The following is an 18,673-nucleotide window of genomic DNA, read 5'->3' as shown; positions in this document are numbered from 1 at the left end:
GACTCCGCCCGTCCGCCGGTCGGTGCCGCCGTGCCCGAACTGCCCGGGCGAGGATCGTAACGAGAGGACTGACCCCCGCCATGCCGATCTGGTTCGCCTACACGTTGATCGTGTTGCTGGTCATCACGAGCGTCCTGCTCACCCTGCTCATCCTGCTGCACCGCGGCAAGGGCGGTGGGATGTCCAGCATGTTCGGCGGTGGGGTCAGCTCCAGCCTGGCCGGCTCGTCGGTGGCCGAGAAGAACCTGGACCGCTACACCGTGCTGGTGGGCATCGTCTGGTTCGCCTGCATCATCGGGCTCGGTCTCTGGCTCCGGCTCGAGGTGGGCACGGGCGTCTGATCCGACCCCCGAGGCGTACAATCTGCGCGCGGTCCGTCACTCGACGGGCCGCGCGCAGTCCGTTTCACCCGCTGCACCGCGTCGCCCGCCGTCCACCCCCCGACGGCGGTCCCCTCCGACGACAGGAGTCAGCGCCGTGCCGAACGGCCACGTCATCCGGGGCGCCCGCGTCGGGTCCGCGCCCCCACGTCCCCCCGAGCGTCACCAGCCGGTCCCGTGCCGGTCGGTCAGCTACTGGTGCCGCAACGGGCACCGCACCGACATCCGGATCGTCGCCGACGTGGCGGCCCCGACGGTCTGGGACTGCCCCCGCTGCGGGCTCCCCGCCGGCCAGGACGCCCAGGATCCGCCCGGCCGGACCCGGGCCGAGCCGTACAAGACCCATCTGGCGTACGTGAAGGAACGGCGTACCGACGCCGAGGGCGAGGCGATCCTCGCCGAGGCGCTCGCCGCGCTGCGTCAGCGTCGCGGCCGGTCGTAGCGTCGGGCCCGCCGCCGGTCGCGTCAGCGCAGGCTGCGGAAGCGGGCCGGCAGGTCGGCCGCCGCGGCCCGGTCGAGCAGCCAGAGGGTACGCCCGACGCCCTGCACACCGGCCGCCGGCACCTGCACCGGTCCGGCACCGGCCAGCGCCATGCCGACCGCGTGGGCCTTGTCGCCACCACCGGCCACCAGCCACACCTCCTCGGCGGTGTTGATCGCCGGGAGGGTGAGGGTGACGCGTACCGGTGGGGGCTTCGGGCTGCCCCGCACCGCGCTCACCGGTCGGCTCTCGTAGTGCACCGGGTGTTCCGGGAAGACCGAGGCGACGTGCCCGTCCTCGCCGACGCCGAGCATCAGCACGTCGAAGTGGGGCAGCACGGCGGTGCCGGGCCGGGCCGCCCGGGCGAGTTCGGCGGCGTACCGGGCGGCGGCCTCCTCCGGGTCGGCGCCGCCGTCCGAGGCCGGCATGGCGTGCACCCGGGCCGGGTCCACCGGCAGCGCGTCGAGCAACGCCGCGCGGGCCTGGGTCTCGTTGCGCTCCGGGTCACCGGCGGGCAGGAACCGTTCGTCGCCCCACCAGAAGTCGACCCGGGACCAGTCGACCGCGTCCCGGGCGGGCAGTGCGCCCACCGCCCGGTAGACCGCCGCGGCGATCCGACCGCCGGTGAGCACCACCGACGCCTGGCCGCGAGCGGCCTGGGCGTCGAGCAGCCGCACCACCAGTCGGGCCGCGACCGCCTGCGCCAGCAGGTCGGCGTCGGCGTGGACGGCGACACTCGCCTCACTCATGGTGTCCTTCCGCGACCGCGGGGCGGTCGGTGTCGTGCGTGCCGTGGGGGGTGGGAAGTCAGGAGCCGGTGTGCGTGGTGGCGTGCGCGGTGACGCCGGCCTCGGCCCGCTGGGCGGTGGCCGGGTCCTTCCAGACGTGCACCCGCTGGCTGGGCCGCCGGTCCAGGTTGGCCAGCCCGGCGAAGGCGCCCAACGCCTCCGCGTACACCTGGTCGGGGCCGAGCCGGCGCAGCTCCTCGGCCAGCTCGTCGCCGAGGGGCCGACGCACCAGCGGCAGGATCCGATCCTCCTGGCCGGTACGCCGGAACGTGGCCACGCTGTCCTCCCGGGTCAGCGTCAACTCGTCGCCGTTGCCGCAGCGCAACTGGACCTCCCGCATCCGGGGAAACTCGCGGGCCCGGTCCCAGCGTGGCTTGATGCCGAGCCGGCTGCGCAGCCAGCCCCGCATCAGCGCGGCGGTCGGGTCGGTCGGCGGCGCGACCACCACGGCCTCGGTGAGCTGCGCGTCCGTGGTGTCGAAAGCGCCGGCCACCAGGGTGCGCCACGGCGTGATCCTGGTCCAGGCGAGGTCGGTGTCACCGGAGACGTAGTCGCGGGCCCGCTGCCGTAGCGCCGCGATCGGGTCGGCGGCCTGCGCGGAGTCGGTGATCCGCCGGTCGGCGACCACGCCGAGGAAGTCGGTGGCGATCTCCTCCGGCGGCTCACCGTGCCACCAGGTCACCACCGGTACGTCCGGCACCAGCAACGGCATGACCACGGACTCGGCGTGCAGCGCCAGCCGGCCGTACATCCGCATCACCACGGCCTCGCAGGGGCCCAGCCGCCCGCCGACCACGATCTCGGCGTCGAGCCGGTTGCGGTCCCGGTCCACGTCGGAGCGGACCACCACCAGCAGCCGGCACGGGTGCGCGGCCGCGGCGATGGTGGCCGCCGCCTCCGCCTCGCGGACCCGCTTCTCGTCCACCACCACGATCAGGGTCAGCGCCATGCCGCTGGCCACTCCGCCCGCGCTGCGTCGTTCCGCGGCGAGCGCCTTGACCACCTCGTTGCCGGTGGTGTCCCACAGTCCGATCACCGCAGCCTCCTGCCTCGTTCGCTCCGGGCGCCGCGCGTCGCCGCCCCGCTCCGCTCACCGGCGGCGCGCGGCGCGGCGCTGCCGAGCCCGGTGGTCCGTCCGCTCACGCCCGCCGCCAGGCGCGGCCCTCGCGGGCCAGCATCTCGTCGGCGGCCCGGGGGCCCCACTCGCCCGACCGGTAGGGTTCGGGCCTGGTGCCCTCCCAGGCGTGCTCCAGCGGGTCCACCACGGCCCAGCTCTGCTCGACCTCGGCGGCGTCCGGGAACAGCGTCCGGTCGCCGATCAGCACGTCCAGCACCAGCCGCTCGTACGCCTCCGGGCTGGACTCGGTGAACGCCTCGCCGTACTGGAAGTCCATCGCGATGTCGCGGACCTCCATGGTGGTGCCGGGCACCTTCGACCCGAACTTGAGCACCACTCCCTCGTCCGGCTGCACCCGGATCACCAGCTGGTTGTTGCCGAGCATCTCCATGTCGGCCGGATTGAACGGCAGGTGCGGCGCCTGCTTGAACATCACCGCGACCTCGGTGACCCGTCGGGGCAGCCGCTTGCCGGCCCGGATGTAGAACGGCACCTCCGCCCACCGGCGGTTCTGGATGCCCAGCCGCACCGCCACGTACGTCTCGGTGGTCGACGTCGACGGGACGCCGTCCTCCTCCAGGTACCCCTTGGCCCGCTGCCCGCCGACCCAGCCGGGCAGGTACTGACCGCGCACGGTGCCCTGGGTGACGTCCTTCGGCAGCGTGATGGCCTTGAGCACCTTGAGCTTCTCGGCCCGGATCTCGTCGGCGTCGAAGCTGGTCGGCTCCTCCATCGCCACCAGGGCGAGCAGTTGCAGCAGGTGGTTCTGCAACACGTCACGGGCGGTGCCGACCGAGTCGTAGAAGCCGGCCCGGCTGCCGATCCCGACGTCCTCGGCCATGGTGATCTGCACCGAGTCGACGTACTGCGAGTTCCACAGCGGCTCGAAGAGGCTGTTGGCGAAGCGCAGCGCGAGGATGTTCTGGACCGTCTCCTTGCCCAGGTAGTGGTCGATGCGGAAGACGTCCTGCCGGGTGAAGACGTCGTCGACCAGGTCGTTGAGCGCCTTGGCCGAGGGCAGGTCGTTGCCGAACGGCTTCTCCACCACCACCCGGCGCCAGCCGCCGCACTTCTCGTTGTCGGCCATGCCGGTGCGGGCCAGCTGCTTGAGCACCACCGGGAACGCCGCCGGTGGGATGGAGAAGTAGAAGGCCGCGTTGCCGTGGATGCCGTGGCTGTCGCGCAGGCCTTCCAGGCACCGCGCGAGGTTGTCGAAGGCGGTGTCGTCGTCGAACGACCCACCGACGAACTTGATGTTGTGTTCGAGTCGTGACCACACCTCCTCCCGCCATGGTGTCCGGGAGTGGGCCTTGGCCGCCTCGCGGGCCAGCGAGGCGAAGTCGCCGTCGCCCCAGTCCCGGCGGGCGAACCCGACGACCACGAAGCCGGGCGGCAGCAGCCCCCGGTTGGCCAGGTCGTAGACCGCGGGTAGCAGTTTCTTCTGGGCCAGGTCACCGGTCACCCCGAAGATCACCAGAGCGCACGGCTCCGGGATCCGGGGCAGCCGCCGATCCTGCGGGTCGCGCAGCGGGTTCACGCCGCCTCCTCGCTCCGCTCGTCCACGTCGTCCATCGTCATGCCCGTAGCGACCCACCGCGCCGGCCGGCCGGACCGGTTCCGCCGCCCGCCCGGCCGGCTGTTGGTGCGGCAGCGGACGTCGCCGACCGGCCAGGGGCGCCGGTCACCGGCGACTCCTCACTGAGTACGGGTTTCCGGGCACCGGTAGATCAACGCCGACCGTACCGGTTGTCTGAAGAAAGCTACCCACCTGTGAACCGCTCCCGTGGTACCACCGACCCACGCCGCCACCCGGTCCAGGTGGCGGCGTGGGTACTGCGGACGACGGCACCGTCACGCATTTCCGCCGGCACGCACGGCGGCGTCGGCGTTGCCCCGGGCGGCGTCGCCGGGACTGCTGCTGCCCCGACCGGCGGCGGCCAGCGACTTGCGGACGCCGTCGAGCAGCTCCTGCCAGCTCGTCTCGAACTTCTCCACGCCCTCGCGCTCCAACGTGGCGATGACGTCGGCCAGGTCCACGCCCACCGACTCCAGCGCGGCGAAGACCTCCCGGGCGTCGTCGTACGCGCCGGTGACGGTGTCCGGGTGGGTCTCGCCGTGCTCGGCGTACGCGTGGATGACCGACTCCGGCATGGTGTTGACCGTGCCGGGCGCGATCAGCTCCTCGACGTAGATGACGTCCCGGTAGTCCGGGTTCTTGGTCGAGGTGGAGGCCCACAGCGGACGCTGCGGGTGCGCTCCGGCGTCGGCCAGGGCCCGCCAGCGGTCGCTGCCGAAGACCTCGCTGTAGCGCTCGTACGCCAGCCGGGCGTTGGCCACGGCGGCCTTTCCGCGCAGCGACTTGGCGTCGTCCGAGCCGATCTTCTCCAGCCGCTTGTCCACCTCGCTGTCGACCCGGGAGACGAAGAACGACGCCACCGAGGCGATCTTGGACAGGTCGTGGCCGTTGGCCTTGGCCTGCTCCATGCCGGCGAGGAAGGCCTCCATCACCTCGGAGTAGCGGTCCAGCCCGAAGATCAGCGTCACGTTGACGCTGATCCCCTCGGCCAGCGTGGCGGTGATCGCCGGCAGGCCGTCCTGGGTCGCCGGGATCTTGATGAACAGGTTCGGCCGGTCGACCAGCCACCACAGCGCCTTGGCCTCGGCCACGGTGCGCTCCGCCTCGTGGGCCAGCCGCGGGTCCACCTCGATGGAGACCCGGCCGTCGACCCCGCCGCTGGCGTCGTACGCCGGGCGCATCACGTCGCAGGCCCACCGCACGTCGTACGTGGTGAGCATGCGGACCGCCTCTTCCACGTCGACACCCCGGGCGGCCAGGTCCCGCAGTTGCCAGTCGTAGGTGTCGGCGTCGCTCAACGCCTTCGCGAAGATCGTCGGATTGGTGGTGACCCCGACCACGTGCTTGTCCCGGCGCAGCTGGTCCAGCCCGCCGGAGTTCAGACGTACCCGGGAAAGATCGTCGAGCCAGACCGCCACTCCCGCGGCGGTCAGCTCGCCCAGCCTGTCGGTCGTCATGTGCGCCAACGCCTCCCTCAGTTGCCGGTGGTGAAACCGGTGATGTCGCCGATCCGGGTCTGCGCCGCGTGCGCGGCGGCCACGATCCGGTCCGGGGTGAAGCCGAACTGCTCGAAGAGCACGGAGTGCGGCGCGCTCGCGCCGTAGTGCTCGATGCTGACGCTCTCGCCGCAGTCGCCGACGATGGCGCGCCAGGACATCGCGATGCCCGCCTCCACGCTCACCCGGGCCTTTACCCCGCGCGGCAGCACCGACTCCCGGTACGCCTCGTCCTGCTCGAAGAACCACTCCTGGCAGGGCATCGACACGACCCGGGTGGGGGTGCCGTCGGCCTCCAGCCGCTCCCGGGCGGTCAGGCAGAGCTGCACCTCGGAGCCGGTACCGATGATGATCACCTCGGGCTTGCCGTTGGACGCCTCGGCCAGCACGTAGCCGCCCTTGGCGACCCCTTCGGCGCCGGCCAGCTGCGTACGGTCCAACGTCGGCAGCGCCTGCCGGCTCAGCGCCAACGCGGTCGGCCGGTCGGTGTGCTCCAGCGCCTGCCGCCACGCCCAGGCGGTCTCGTTGGCGTCGGCCGGGCGGACCACGTCCAGGCCGGGGATGGCCCGCAGCGCGGTCAGGTGCTCCACCGGCTGGTGGGTCGGGCCGTCCTCGCCGAGACCGATGGAGTCGTGCGTCCAGACGTAGACCACCGGCAGCTTCATCAACGCGGCCAACCGGACCGAGGGCCGCATGTAGTCGCTGAACACCAGGAAGGTGCCGCCGTACGGGCGGGTGCCGCCGTGCAGGGCGATGCCGTTGAGGATCGCGCCCATGGCGTGCTCGCGGATGCCGAAGTGCAGCGTCCGGCCGTACTCGTGGCCGGGGAACTCCTTGGTGGCGTACTGACTGGGGACGAAGGAGGGCTCGCCCTTCATCGTGGTGTTGTTGCTCTCGGCCAGGTCGGCGGAGCCGCCCCACAGCTCGGGCAGCACCGGCGCGAGCGCGGCCAGCACCTTGCCGGAGGCGGCCCGGGTGGCGACACCCTTGGCGTCGGCGGGGAACTCCGGCAGGGCGTCGGTCCAACCCTCGGGCAGCGTCCGGCCGGCCAGCCGGTCGTAGAGGGCGCGGCGCTCCGGGTTGGCCTGCGACCACGCGTCGAAGGTGGTCGTCCACTCCTGCTGGGCGGCCTCACCGCGCCGCAGCGCCGACCGGGTGTGGCCGAGCACCTCCTCGGTGACCTCGAACGAGCCGGCCGGGTCGAAGCCGAGGATCTCCTTGGTGGCGGCCACCTCGTCGGCGCCGAGCGCCGAGCCGTGGATCTTGCCGGTGTTCTGCTTGTTCGGTGCCGGCCAGCCGATGATGGTGCGCAGCGCGATGAACGACGGGCGGGCGGTCTCCGCCTTGGCGGCCAGCAGCGCCTGGTACAACTCCTCGACGTTCTCGTGGTAGTCGCCCTTGTCGGCGTCGCCGCGGCGCCAGTCGACGGTCTGCACGTGCCAGCCGTACGCGGCGTAGCGGGCCGCGACGTCCTCGCTCAGCGCGATCCGGGTGTCGTCCTCGATCGAGATCTCGTTGTCGTCGTAGATCACGCAGAGGTTGCCCAGCTGCTGGTGCCCGGCCAGGGCGCTGGCCTCGTGGCTGATGCCCTCCTCGATGTCGCCGTCGGAGGCGATGCACCAGATGTGGTGGTCGAAGGCGGACTCACCGGCCTCGGCCTCCGGGTCGAACAGGCCGCGCTCGCGCCGTGCCGCCATGGCCATGCCGACGGCGTTGCCCAGGCCCTGCCCGAGCGGGCCGGTGGTGGTCTCCACGCCGGGGGTGTGCCCGTGCTCGGGGTGCCCCGGGGTGAGTGAACCCCACTGCCGCAGCGACTTGAGGTCGTCCAGGCTGAGCGGGTAGCCGGCGAGGAAGAGCTGGATGTACAGCGTCAGGCTGGAGTGCCCGGCGGAGAGCACGAAGCGGTCCCGACCGGGCCAGTTCGGATCGGCCGGGTTGTGCCGCATCACCCGGTTGAACAGCAGGTACGCCGCAGGGGCGAGGCTCATCGCGGTGCCCGGGTGGCCGTTGCCGGATTTCTCCACGGCGTCCATGGCCAGGACGCGGACGGTGTCCACGGCACGGCGGTCGAGATCGGACCAGTCAAGTGCGGGGTGCGCGGGTCGGTTGGCAGCCACGGTGGTTTGTGCTCCTCGGCGAGATGGGCGGAACCCTCAGTGGTGACCCTATCGAGCGCGGCTAAACGTGCGCCCGAGGATCTCAGCATGCTGGTCTGTACGTTTCGGGCGTGTCTCGCGGTTCACCCCCGCCGCCAGCCCCGCCGCCAGCCCCAGGTGTGACGACTGGCACCGTTGCCGGGTCGCCCGGGCAGCCAAAACGACGACGCGTAGTGTGTGGGTCGGTGTGTGGACCCGAGTCGGTCCCGCCGCCGTGACCTCCCCTCCCGACGCCGGAAGGTGGCAATCCGTGAGCATGATCACCGAGCGCCCCGTCAGCAACCCTGCCGGGCAGCCGCCGGTGCGTACGGCCGGGGAGACCCCAGCCCGCCCCCGCGACCTGCGGGCGGTGGTGGCGGCGTACGTGACGCTGACCAAGCCGCGGATCGTGGAGCTGCTGCTGGTCACCACGGTGCCGGCGATGATGCTCGCGCACGGCGGGCTGCCGTCGCTGTGGCTGGTCGCGGTGGTGCTGGTCGGCGGCTCGCTCGCGGCGGGCGCGGCCAGCGTGCTCAACTGCTACATCGACCGGGACATCGACCAGTTGATGCGGCGGACGAAGCGGCGGCCGCTGCCGGCGCACACGGTGACGCCCCGCAACGCGCTGATCTTCGGCCTGGTGCTGGCGGTGGTCTCGGTCGCGTTGATGGCGGCCTTCACCAATCTGCTCGCCGCCGGGCTCACGCTGGCCGCGATCGTCTACTACGACGTGGTCTACACCCTGTGGCTCAAGCGCACGACGACGGCGAACACCTTCTGGGGTGGGGCCTGCGGTGCCGCGCCCGTGCTGATCGGCTGGGCGGCGGTCACCGGCTCGCTGTCGCCGGTGGCGTGGGCGCTGTTCGGGGTGGTCTTCTTCTGGCAGATGCCGCACTTCTATCCGCTGGCGATGAAGTACAAGGACGACTACGCCCGGGCCGGCATCCCGATGCTCCCGGTGGTCGCCTCGGTGCGGCGGGTGAACGCCGAGATCGTGTTGTTCGCCTGGCTGACCGTGCTGACCTCGCTGGCCGTGTGGGCGCTGGGGCTGAGTGCGGTATACGGCGTCCCGACGCTGGTGGTCGGCGTGATCTTCCTGGCCGAGGCGCACCGGCTCGCCGGGCGGGCCCGACGGGGTGAGCCGGTCAAGCCGATGCGGCTGTTCCACTGGTCGACGTCGTACCTGACCATCGTCTTCGCCGCCGCGGCGCTCGACGCTCTGCTCTGACGGTCGTCCCGCGGCGGGTTTCCCCTTCATCGGCTCCGTCCGTTTGCGGACGTTCTGTCGCTCCGATTCACCCGATTTGTTGCTGATAAATACGGGCGAAACGCCTTTGGTCTTCCTTAAACCTGTGGGTAATGGGTATCACAAAAGGTTGATGGTTCTCGCCCGTCCGGGTGCGTCTCTGCTTAGTCTTCACGTTATGGCAGATGGTTCCGATACGACGCTGACGGCCGGTCAGACCGCCTCCGGGCAGGCCCCCAACGGCCTGATCGCGGGCATCCGGTCGTTCGCCGCCGAGCATGGCGGGGCGAAGGCGGTCATCGAGTACGTCGGCAAGCGCGGTGCCCGCATCGTCCTGGTGGGCTCCGACGGCGCGTGGGGCGACCAGTTCGCCGAGGACACGGTGACCGCCCGCGAGGCCTGTGCGCAGGCCGGGGTCGCCGTGGAGAACGCCTGGGAACGGGAACTGATGGACCAGATGCGCCCGAGCAACGACCTCTGGCGTTCGATGGCCCGACGCACCATGGCCCGTTGAGATAATTGACCGATCACCACCAGTCGACCCGGGGGAAACCCCGGGTCGCTCTCGTCACCTGCACCGAACTGGCCGATCTCGACGACGACGACCGGCTCGTGGTGGCTCCGCTGGCCGCACGCGGGATCGTCGCCGAGCCCGTCGTCTGGGACCGTCGGGACGTCGACTGGGCGGACTACGACCTGGCCCTGCTGCGCTCGCCCTGGGACTACATGTCCCGCCGGGACGAGTTCGTCGCCTGGGCGACCGGCGTACCCCGGCTGGTCAATCCGGCGGACGTGGTGCGGTGGAACACCGACAAGCGCTACCTCGACGAGTTGTCGGCGGCCGGGGTGCCCACCGTCCCCACCGGCTGGGTGCTGCCCGGCCAGCCGTGGCAGCCGCCCGCCGATCGCGGTGAGTACGTCATCAAGCCGGCCGTGAGCGCCGGCAGTCAGGACACCGGCCGGTACGACCTGGCCGACCCGGGGCACCGGGATCTCGCGGTGGCCCACGTGCGTCGGCTCGGTGCGGCCGGTCGGGTGGCCATGGTCCAGCCCTACCTGACCGCGGTCGACACCGTCGGCGAGACCGCGCTGCTCTTCCTGACCGGCCCGACCGGGCTGACCTTCAGCCACGCCATCCGCAAGGGTCCGATGCTGACCGGGCCGGACGAGGGTGTCGACGGGCTGTACAAGGTCGAGGAGATCACCGCCCGCACGGCGCAGCCGGACCAGCTCGCCGTCGCGGCGCAGACCCTCGCTGCGGTGCCCGGTGGGTCCGACCGCCTGCTCTACGCCCGGGTCGACCTGATCCCCGGCCCCGACGGCACCCCGGTGCTCGTGGAACTGGAACTGACCGAGCCCTCACTCTTCCTCGCCCACTCCGACGGCGCCCCCGACCGCCTGGCCGACGCCATCGCCCACCACCTGCCCCACCCCACCCGCTGACCCGTACCGCCCCCGCACCAGCCGAGGTCAGGCGGGGGTCGGGGCCGGGTGGGAGGGCTCGGCAGGGGCGGATGCGGGCGGGCTGGCGGGGCGGGTCGGTGGGGGTGGGGGGTCGGCGGGGCGGCGTTCGCGGGTGGACCAGAGCACGGCGAGGGTGGCCAGCCAGACCAGGCAGGAGCCGAGCATGTGCAGGCCGACCAGCAGCGCCGGCAGGTTGGTGAAGTACTGCACGAAACCGATCACCCCCTGACCCAGCTCGACCAGGAGCAGGGTCAGTGCGGCCCGCACGGTGGCTGCCGGCGCGCCGACCGCGCGCAACGCCAGCCACAGGCCCACGGTCAGGCCGACGAGCAGGAAGACCAGGTCGGCGTGGACCTGGGAGATGGTCTGCGGGTCCAGGCCGTTGCGGACGGCGTCGGCGTCGCCGGCGTGCGGGCCGCTGCCGGTCACCGCGACCCCGACGACGATCACCGCCGCGCTGGCCACCACGGTGATCCAGGTCAGGGACCGCAGCGCCGGCGGCACCACGGGCACCGCCGGCCCGTCCGGCTCGCTCACCCGGCGCCACAGGGCGTACGCGACGAGCAGCAGCAGCATCGACACCACGAAGTGGATGCCCACGATCGAGGGGTGCAGCTGGGTGCGGACGGTGATCCCGCCGATCACCGCCTGTGCCACGATGCCGAGCACGACGGCCAGCGCCAGCGGCACCGCACCGCGCCGCCGGGGACGGTGCGCCAGGGCGGCCAGCAGGGTGGCGCCCGCGATCAGCACCAGCACGAAGGTGAGCAGCCGGTTGCCGAACTCGATCACCCCGTGCACGCCCATCTCCGCCGTGGTGGTGTACGACTCGTCGGTGCACCGGGGCCAGGTGGGACAGCCCAGGCCGGACGCGGTCAACCGCACCGCCCCGCCGGTGACGACGATCGCGGCGTTCGCGACGATGTTGGCGAACGTCAGACGGCGCAGCAGGGTGCTGGAGACCAGGGAGCGGTCGGGTCGCTTCACGAGGCGAATCCTACGCAACGTAGTTGTCACCGATCGGGTGACTCCGCCCGTGCGGTGGTTCGGATCACCGGGGTCACGTTTGCGGGCTCTGATCGAATTACGTAACGTGGGCGTTGTGAAAAAGGCGGCGGGGCTCACCGGGCACCAGTCGACGGCCGGTACGGTCGCCGGCCGGTCGCTGCCGGACACCCACGTCGCGCCTGCCACGACCAGCACCCAGGCGGTGCCGACCGGTGAGCAGTCGACCCGGGACCGGGTCACCCTGCTGCTGCTGGAGCGCCGCGCCGCCACCGCCGCCCAGTTGGGCGACGCGCTGGGGCTCAGCCCGGCGGCGATCCGCCGGCACCTGGACGCGATGCTCGCCGACGGTGACGTAGTGGCCCGCGAGCAGACCGTACGCGGTCACCGTGGGCGGGGCCGCCCGGCCAAGGTGTTCCTGCTCACCGACGCCGCCCGCAGCCGGTGTGGCACCCACCACTACGACAACATGGCCACCGCCGCGCTGCGCTGGATCGCCCGCACCGGTGGCTCGCAGGCGGTGGAGCGCTTCGCCGCCGAGCAGGTGGCCGCCCTGGAGACGCGCTGTCAGGCCGCCCTGGCCGACGCGGGCGACGATCCGATGGCCCGTGCCGAGGCACTCGCCGCGGCGCTGACCGCCGAGGGATACGCTGCCAGTGCCTCCACGATCGCCTCCGGCGGCCAGCTCTGCCAGCACCACTGCCCGGTGGCGCACGTGGCCGCCGAGTTTCCCCAACTGTGCGAGGCCGAGACCACGGTGATCTCCCGCCTGGTCGGTACCCACGTGCAGCGCCTGGCCACCATCGCGCACGGCGACGGGGTGTGCACCACGCACATCCCGGGTTCGCCGCACGCCCAGTCCGGTAAGACCGTCACCACTGTGAGGACAGATAGATGACCGAGCAGATCGTCCAGCCCCTGACCCAGGAGGAGCAGCTCGCCGCCCTGGGCAACTACGAGTACGGCTGGGCCGACCCGGACGTCGCCGGGGCCTCGGCTCAGCGCGGCCTCAACGAGGCGGTGGTGCGGGACATCTCGGCCAAGAAGAACGAGCCGGCCTGGATGCTCGACCTGCGCCTGAAGGGCCTGCGGCTGTTCGAGCGCAAGCCGATGCCGGCCTGGGGCGCCGACCTCACCGGGATCGACTTCGACAACATCAAGTACTTCGTGCGCTCCACCGAGAAGCAGGCCGCCAGCTGGGAGGACCTGCCCGAGGACATCAAGAACACCTACGACAAGCTGGGCATCCCGGAGGCGGAGAAGCAGCGCCTCGTCGCCGGTGTCGCCGCCCAGTACGAGTCCGAGGTGGTCTACCACAAGATCCGTGAGGACCTGGAGGAGCAGGGTGTCGTCTTCCTCGACACCGACACCGCCCTCAAGGAGCACGAGGATCTGTTCAAGGAGTACTTCGGCACGGTGATCCCGGTCGGCGACAACAAGTTCGCCGCGCTGAACACCTCCGTGTGGTCCGGCGGCTCGTTCATCTACGTGCCGAAGGGTGTGCACGTGGAGATCCCGCTGCAGGCGTACTTCCGGATCAACACCGAGAACATGGGCCAGTTCGAGCGGACGCTGATCATCGTCGACGAGGGCGCGTACGTGCACTACGTCGAGGGCTGCACCGCGCCCATCTACTCCTCTGACTCGCTGCACAGCGCCGTGGTGGAGATCGTCGTCAAGAAGAACGCCCGGTGCCGTTACACGACCATCCAGAACTGGTCGAACAACGTCTACAACCTGGTCACCAAGCGCGCCGTGTGCCACGAGGGCGCGACCATGGAGTGGATCGACGGCAACATCGGTTCCAAGGTCACCATGAAGTACCCGGCGGTCTACATGACCGGTGAGCACGCCAAGGGCGAGGTGCTCTCGGTGGCGATGGCCGGCGAGGGGCAGCACCAGGACGCCGGCGCCAAGATGGTGCACGCGGCACCGCACACCAGCAGCACCATCGTGTCGAAGTCGATCGCCCGGGGTGGCGGCCGGACCTCGTACCGGGGTCTGGTGCAGGTGCTGGAGGGCTCGTACAGCAGCGCCAGCACGGTCAAGTGCGACGCCCTGCTCGTCGACACCATCTCCCGCTCCGACACGTACCCCTACGTCGACATCCGCGAGGACGACGTGTCGATGGGGCACGAGGCGACCGTCTCCAAGGTCAGCGAGGACCAGCTCTTCTACCTGATGAGCCGGGGCCTGAGCGAGGACGAGGCGATGGCGATGATCGTGCGCGGCTTCATCGAGCCGATCGCCAAGGAACTGCCCATGGAGTACGCCCTGGAGCTCAACCGCCTGATCGAGCTGCAGATGGAGGGCGCGGTCGGCTGACCCCGGCCGCACCACAGCACCGGACACCGTCGTCGTAGACACAAGCAAGGACGAGATGACTACCCAGGCTTCCGCGCCGCCCAGCACCAAGTCGCAGGCGCTGCGTTCGTACGATGTCGCCGACTTCCCGGCCCTGACCGGCCTGGAGGAGGAGTGGCGCTTCACCCCGCTCAAGCGGCTGCGGGGGCTGGTCGGTGACGACCCGACCGCCACCGGCACGGTCCGGCACGAGTACGCCGACCTGCCCGAGGGCGTGTCCGTGGAGCGGATCGGCCACGACGACCCGCGGGTCGGCAGCGTGCTCACCCCGTTCGACCGGGTCAGCGCGCTGGCGTACGGCGGGGCCGGGCAGGCGCTGCTGGTGCGGGTGGCGCAGGACGCGGTGATCAGTGGCCCGACCGTCCTGCGGGCGGTCGGCGAGAGCGTCGAGGGCCTGGCCTTCGGGCACACGGTGGTCGAGGTGGGCCGGTTCGCCGAGGCGATTCTGGTGCTGGAGCACGTCGGCTCGGCCACCCTCGCCGACAACGTCGAGGTGTCGGTGGGCGACGGGGCGAAGCTCACGCTGGTCACCGTGGCCGACTGGGCCGACGACGCGGTGCAGGCGCAGCACCTGAAGGTACGGCTGGGGCGCGACGCGCGGGTGCTGCACGTCCAGGTCACCCTCGGTGGCGAGCTGGTCCGGCAGTACACCACCGTGGAGTACACCGACCGGGGCGGCGAGGCCGAGCTGTACGGCGTCTACTTCGCCGACTCCGGTCAGCACCAGGAGCACCGCCAACTGGTCGACCACACCGTGCCGGACTGCCGCAGCTACGTCGGCTACCGAGGCGCGTTGCAGGGCGAGAGCGCCCGCACCGTCTGGGTCGGCGACGTGCTGATCCGGGCCGAGGCGACCGGCACCGACACGTACGAGATCAACCGGAACCTGCTGCTCACCGACGGTGCCCGGGCCGACTCGGTGCCGAACCTGGAGATCGAGACCGGCGAGATCGCCGGTGCCGGCCACGCCAGCGCCACCGGCCGCTTCGACGACGAGCAGTTGTTCTACCTGATGGCCCGGGGCATCCCGGAGGCCGAGGCCCGCCGGCTGGTGGTGCGCGGCTTCTTCGCCGAGCTGCTGCACAAGATCCCGGTGGAGTCCCTGCGGGAGCGCCTGGGAGACGCTATCGAGGCGCGGCTGACCAAGGCGGGCGCCTGATGATCCGCATCTGCGCCGTCGAGGACGTGCCGAAGGGCACCGCGATCAGCGCGGACGTCGACGGTACCCAGATCGCGCTCGTGCACGGCGAGGACGACCAGTTCTACGCCGTGTTCGACGAGTGCTCGCACGCGGCCGTCGCGCTCTCCGAGGGCGAGGTCGAGGGCTGCACGCTGGAGTGCTGGCTGCACGGTTCCCGTTTCGACCTGCGTACCGGCGAGCCCACCGGGCTGCCCGCCACCGAACCCGTACCCGTCTACCCCGTCGAAGTCCGCGACGGTGACATCTACCTTCCCGTGGACGGCGAGGGCCGTCCGCTGCCGAGCAATGGAGTGACCCGATAATGAGCACCCTGGAGATCCGCGACCTACAGGTGTCGGTGAAGCTGCCCGAGGGTGAGCTCAAGCCGATCCTGCACGGTGTCGACCTGACCGTGAGGTCGGGGGAGACCCACGCGATCATGGGCCCGAACGGCTCCGGCAAGTCGACCCTGGCGTACTCGGTCGCCGGCCACCCGAAGTACGAGATCACCGGCGGCTCGGTGACCCTGGACGGCGAGGACGTCCTGGAGATGTCCGTCGACGAGCGGGCCCGCGCCGGCCTCTTCCTCGCCATGCAGTACCCGGTCGAGGTGCCCGGCGTGTCGGTGGCGAACTTCCTGCGTACCGCCAAGACCGCCATCGACGGCGAGGCGCCGAAGCTGCGCACCTGGGGCGGCGAGCTGCGCGGTGCCATGGAGCGGTTGCACATGGACCCGGCCTTCGCCCAGCGCAACGTCAACGAGGGCTTCTCCGGTGGTGAGAAGAAGCGCCACGAGATCGTGCAGCTGGAGCTGCTCAAGCCGAAGATGGCCATCCTCGACGAGACCGACTCCGGTCTCGACGTGGACGCGCTGCGCGTGGTGAGCGAGGGCGTGAACCGGGTGCGCGACACCGGCGACACCGGCCTGCTGCTGATCACCCACTACACCCGGATCCTGCGCTACATCAAGCCCGACTACGTGCACGTCTTCGTCGCCGGGCGGATCGTCGAGCAGGGCGGCCCGGAGCTGGCCGACAAGCTCGAGGAGTCCGGCTACGAGCGGTACGCGGCCGGGGCCGGTCCGGCGCGGGTCTGACCCCGAAGGAAGGGGCGGTCACCACGATGACCACCATCGCGATCCCGCCGGGGATGCCGCAGTACGACGACGTGCCGCGCTACGACGTGACGGCGGTACGCGCCGACTTCCCGATCCTCGGTCGGGAGGTCAACGGGCATCCGCTGGTCTACCTGGACAGCGCCAACACCTCGCACAAGCCCCGGCAGGTGCTCGACGTCCTCGCCGAGCACTACGCCCGGCACAACGCCAACGTGTCCCGGTCCGTGCACACGCTGGGCACCGAGGCGACCGAGGCGTACGAGGGAGCCCGGGCGAAGGTCGCCGCGTTCGTCAACGCGCCGAGCGTCGACGAGGTGGTCTTCACGAAGAACTCCACCGAGGCGATCAACATCGTGGCGTACGCGTTCTCCAACGCCTCGCTGCGGGCCGACGCCGACCCCCGGCTGCGGCTGGGGCCGGGCGACGAGATCGTCATCTCCGAGATGGAGCACCACTCGAACATCGTGCCGTGGCAGTTGCTGGCCGAGCGTACCGGCGCGACGCTGCGCTGGTTCCCGGTCACCGACAACGGCCGGTTGGACGAGTCGGGCCTGACCGACCTGGTCAACGAGCGGACGAAGATCGTCTCGCTGGTGCACATGTCCAACATCCTCGGCACCGTCAACGCCACCGCACGGATCACCGCCCGGGTCCGTGAGGTGGGGGCGCTGCTGCTGCTGGACTGCTCGCAGTCGGTGCCGCACATGCCGATCGACGTGGTCGACCTGGACGCCGACTTCATCGTCTTCACCGGGCACAAGATGTGCGGCCCGACCGGCATCGGCGTGCTCTGGGGCCGCACCGAGCTGCTGGCGGCGATGCCGCCGGTGTTCGGCGGCGGTTCGATGATCGAGACGGTGACGATGGGTGGCTCCACCTACGCGGCACCGCCGGCCCGGTTCGAGGCCGGCACCCCGCCGATCGCCGAGGCGGTCGCGCTCGGCGCGGCGGTGGACTACCTCACCGGCATCGGCATGCGGTCGATCCAGTGGCACGAGAAGCAGCTGACCGCGTACGCGCTGGACGCCCTGGGCAGCGTGCCCGGCCTGCGGATCTTCGGCCCGGAGGTGCCGGTGGGCCGGGGTGGCACCATCTCGTTCGCGCTCGGCGACGTGCACCCGCACGACGTGGGGCAGGTGCTGGACTCCCTCGGCGTGCAGGTGCGGGTCGGGCATCACTGCGCCCGCCCGGTCTGCACCCGGTTCGGGGTGCCGGCCACCACGCGGGCCTCGTTCTACCTCTACACCACGACCGAGGAGATCGACGCGCTGGTGGCGGGCCTGGAGCAGGTGCGGAAGGTGTTCGCCTGATGCAGCTTGAGTCGCTCTACCAGGAGATCATCCTGGACCACTACAAGCATCCGCACGGTCGGGGGCTGCGCGACGCCGCGGACCCGGCCGACCGGGTCGGCGAGGCGCACCACGTCAACCCGACCTGCGGCGACGAGATCACCGTCCGGGTGGCCACCGACGGTGCGACGCTGCACGACGTGTCGTACGACGGGATGGGCTGTTCGATCAGCCAGGCGTCCGCGAGCGTGCTGCACGAACTGCTGACCGGCCGGGGTGCGCCGGAGGCGTTCGAGGTGCACGAGGCGTTCCTGGCGTTGATGTCCGGCCGTGGTCAGGTCACGCCGGACGAGAATGTGCTCGGCGACGGGGTGGCGTTCGAGGGCGTGGCCCGCTATCCCGCCCGGGTCAAGTGCGCGCTGTTGCCGTGGATGGCGTTCAAGGACGCCGCGGCACGCGCCGGTGTGGGCGCGAGCCCGACGGAGGTGAAGGCATGACCGAGCAGACCAACAGCACGCCGGAGTCGGGCGCCGTGGCGACCGACGGCGCGGTGACCCCGGCGGCCGGCGGCAAGGCCGCCGTCGCCGACATCGAGGAGGCGATGAAGGACGTCGTCGACCCGGAGCTGGGCATCAACGTGGTCGACCTCGGCCTGGTGTACGGCGTACACGTCGACGACCAGAACTTCGCCACCCTGGACATGACGTTGACCTCGGCGGCCTGTCCGCTCACCGACGTGATCGAGGACCAGGCCCGGCAGGCGCTGACCACCGGCCCCGGCGGCGGCCTGGTCGACGACATCCGGATCAACTGGGTCTGGCTGCCCCCGTGGGGACCGGACAAGATCACCGATGAGGGCCGCGACCAGCTCCGCTCCCTCGGCTTCAACGTCTGACAGCTCCTCCGGGCAGTCTGCCTCGGGCGCGGCACCCACCGGGTGCCGCGCCCGACGTGACTCACCCCCCCCCCGCCGGGGCCCCACGGGCGGACCGCCCCGAGTGGTGGGTTGCCCGCCGCGAACCCGCCAGTTGGGGG

General features: G+C 71.3%; 19 protein-coding genes. 13 read left to right on the top strand and 6 right to left on the bottom strand.

Features of this window, described 5'->3' with window-relative positions; translation table 11 throughout:
- Window positions 1-80 precede the first annotated feature (80 nt).
- Together secG and V5O40_RS22715 are read left to right on the top strand one after the other, a co-directional pair.
- Window positions 81-341 carry a preprotein translocase subunit SecG gene (gene secG, locus V5O40_RS22720; protein ID WP_093401450.1) on the top strand — a complete coding sequence of 87 codons (261 nt, stop codon included), beginning with the start codon at window positions 81-83 and terminating at the stop codon, window positions 339-341.
- A 136-nt stretch (window positions 342-477) separates the two neighbouring features.
- Complete coding sequence (locus V5O40_RS22715) at window positions 478-822, top strand: RNA polymerase-binding protein RbpA (RefSeq protein WP_093401449.1); 345 nt, start codon at window positions 478-480, stop codon at window positions 820-822.
- A 23-nt stretch (window positions 823-845) separates the two neighbouring features.
- On the opposite strand, the gene pgl is transcribed toward V5O40_RS22715, so the two are convergent.
- The 5 genes from pgl to tkt form a co-directional block, all read right to left on the bottom strand.
- Window positions 846-1,610, bottom strand: a complete 765-nt coding sequence (gene pgl, locus V5O40_RS22710) for a 6-phosphogluconolactonase (RefSeq protein ID WP_332907341.1) — start codon at window positions 1,608-1,610, stop codon at window positions 846-848.
- A 58-nt stretch (window positions 1,611-1,668) separates the two neighbouring features.
- Complete coding sequence (locus V5O40_RS22705; RefSeq protein ID WP_332907340.1) at window positions 1,669-2,685, bottom strand: glucose-6-phosphate dehydrogenase assembly protein OpcA; 1,017 nt, start codon at window positions 2,683-2,685, stop codon at window positions 1,669-1,671.
- Window positions 2,686-2,788: 103 nt separating this feature from the next.
- Window positions 2,789-4,303, bottom strand: a complete 1,515-nt coding sequence (gene zwf / locus V5O40_RS22700; protein WP_332907339.1) for a glucose-6-phosphate dehydrogenase — start codon at window positions 4,301-4,303, stop codon at window positions 2,789-2,791.
- A 314-nt stretch (window positions 4,304-4,617) separates the two neighbouring features.
- Window positions 4,618-5,799 carry a transaldolase gene (gene tal, locus V5O40_RS22695; protein WP_332907338.1) on the bottom strand — a complete coding sequence of 394 codons (1,182 nt, stop codon included), beginning with the start codon at window positions 5,797-5,799 and terminating at the stop codon, window positions 4,618-4,620.
- A 17-nt stretch (window positions 5,800-5,816) separates the two neighbouring features.
- Window positions 5,817-7,955: a transketolase gene (gene tkt, locus V5O40_RS22690; protein WP_332907337.1), complete on the bottom strand. Its 2,139-nt coding sequence runs from the start codon at window positions 7,953-7,955 to the stop codon at window positions 5,817-5,819.
- A gap of 289 nt (window positions 7,956-8,244) precedes the next feature.
- On the opposite strand from tkt, the gene V5O40_RS22685 reads away from it, so the two are divergent.
- The 3 genes from V5O40_RS22685 (at window position 8,245) to V5O40_RS22675 (ending at window position 10,662) form a co-directional block, all read left to right on the top strand.
- Window positions 8,245-9,201: a heme o synthase gene (locus V5O40_RS22685; protein WP_332907336.1), complete on the top strand. Its 957-nt coding sequence runs from the start codon at window positions 8,245-8,247 to the stop codon at window positions 9,199-9,201.
- Window positions 9,202-9,397: 196 nt separating this feature from the next.
- Window positions 9,398-9,733, top strand: a complete 336-nt coding sequence (locus V5O40_RS22680; RefSeq protein WP_164448285.1) for a hypothetical protein — start codon at window positions 9,398-9,400, stop codon at window positions 9,731-9,733.
- A gap of 5 nt (window positions 9,734-9,738) precedes the next feature.
- Window positions 9,739-10,662, top strand: a complete 924-nt coding sequence (locus tag V5O40_RS22675; RefSeq protein ID WP_332907335.1) for an ATP-grasp domain-containing protein — start codon at window positions 9,739-9,741, stop codon at window positions 10,660-10,662.
- Window positions 10,663-10,689: 27 nt separating this feature from the next.
- Here V5O40_RS22675 and V5O40_RS22670 read toward each other — a convergent pair whose 3' ends face one another.
- Window positions 10,690-11,688 (bottom strand): COX15/CtaA family protein, encoded by a 999-nt coding sequence (locus tag V5O40_RS22670; protein ID WP_408631929.1) that lies wholly within the window; start codon window positions 11,686-11,688, stop codon window positions 10,690-10,692.
- Between the two features lie 97 nt (window positions 11,689-11,785).
- Here V5O40_RS22670 and V5O40_RS22665 point away from each other — a divergent pair, with 97 nt between their 5' ends.
- The 8 genes from V5O40_RS22665 to V5O40_RS22630 are packed head-to-tail and all read left to right on the top strand — an operon-like array spanning window position 11,786 to window position 18,533.
- Window positions 11,786-12,586: a helix-turn-helix transcriptional regulator gene (locus V5O40_RS22665; protein WP_408631930.1), complete on the top strand. Its 801-nt coding sequence runs from the start codon at window positions 11,786-11,788 to the stop codon at window positions 12,584-12,586.
- Window positions 12,583-14,013, top strand: coding sequence for a Fe-S cluster assembly protein SufB (sufB, locus tag V5O40_RS22660; protein ID WP_093401439.1), 1,431 nt, complete (start codon window positions 12,583-12,585; stop codon window positions 14,011-14,013). Before V5O40_RS22665 ends, sufB begins: the two co-directional genes overlap by 4 nt.
- A 55-nt stretch (window positions 14,014-14,068) precedes the next feature.
- Window positions 14,069-15,211: a Fe-S cluster assembly protein SufD gene (gene sufD / locus V5O40_RS22655; RefSeq protein ID WP_332907333.1), complete on the top strand. Its 1,143-nt coding sequence runs from the start codon at window positions 14,069-14,071 to the stop codon at window positions 15,209-15,211.
- Complete coding sequence (locus tag V5O40_RS22650) at window positions 15,211-15,555, top strand: non-heme iron oxygenase ferredoxin subunit (protein WP_281563791.1); 345 nt, start codon at window positions 15,211-15,213, stop codon at window positions 15,553-15,555. Before sufD ends, V5O40_RS22650 begins: the two co-directional genes overlap by 1 nt.
- Entirely contained in the window at window positions 15,555-16,328 is a 774-nt protein-coding gene (gene sufC / locus V5O40_RS22645) for a Fe-S cluster assembly ATPase SufC (RefSeq protein ID WP_269742519.1), read from the top strand. Before V5O40_RS22650 ends, sufC begins: the two co-directional genes overlap by 1 nt.
- Before the next feature lie 26 nt (window positions 16,329-16,354).
- Window positions 16,355-17,659: a cysteine desulfurase gene (locus tag V5O40_RS22640; protein WP_332907332.1), complete on the top strand. Its 1,305-nt coding sequence runs from the start codon at window positions 16,355-16,357 to the stop codon at window positions 17,657-17,659.
- On the top strand, window positions 17,659-18,135 hold the full coding sequence (gene sufU / locus V5O40_RS22635) for a Fe-S cluster assembly sulfur transfer protein SufU (protein ID WP_332907331.1): 477 nt from the start codon (window positions 17,659-17,661) through the stop codon (window positions 18,133-18,135). The genes V5O40_RS22640 and sufU overlap by 1 nt, the downstream gene beginning before the upstream one ends.
- Window positions 18,132-18,533 (top strand): metal-sulfur cluster assembly factor, encoded by a 402-nt coding sequence (locus V5O40_RS22630; RefSeq protein WP_332907330.1) that lies wholly within the window; start codon window positions 18,132-18,134, stop codon window positions 18,531-18,533. Before sufU ends, V5O40_RS22630 begins: the two co-directional genes overlap by 4 nt.
- Window positions 18,534-18,673 lie beyond the last annotated feature (140 nt).

The sequence above is a fragment of the Micromonospora palythoicola genome, assembly GCF_036689795.1.
Lineage (GTDB): Bacteria > Actinomycetota > Actinomycetes > Mycobacteriales > Micromonosporaceae > Micromonospora > Micromonospora palythoicola.
This window is presented reverse-complemented; position numbering and strand designations above follow the sequence as displayed.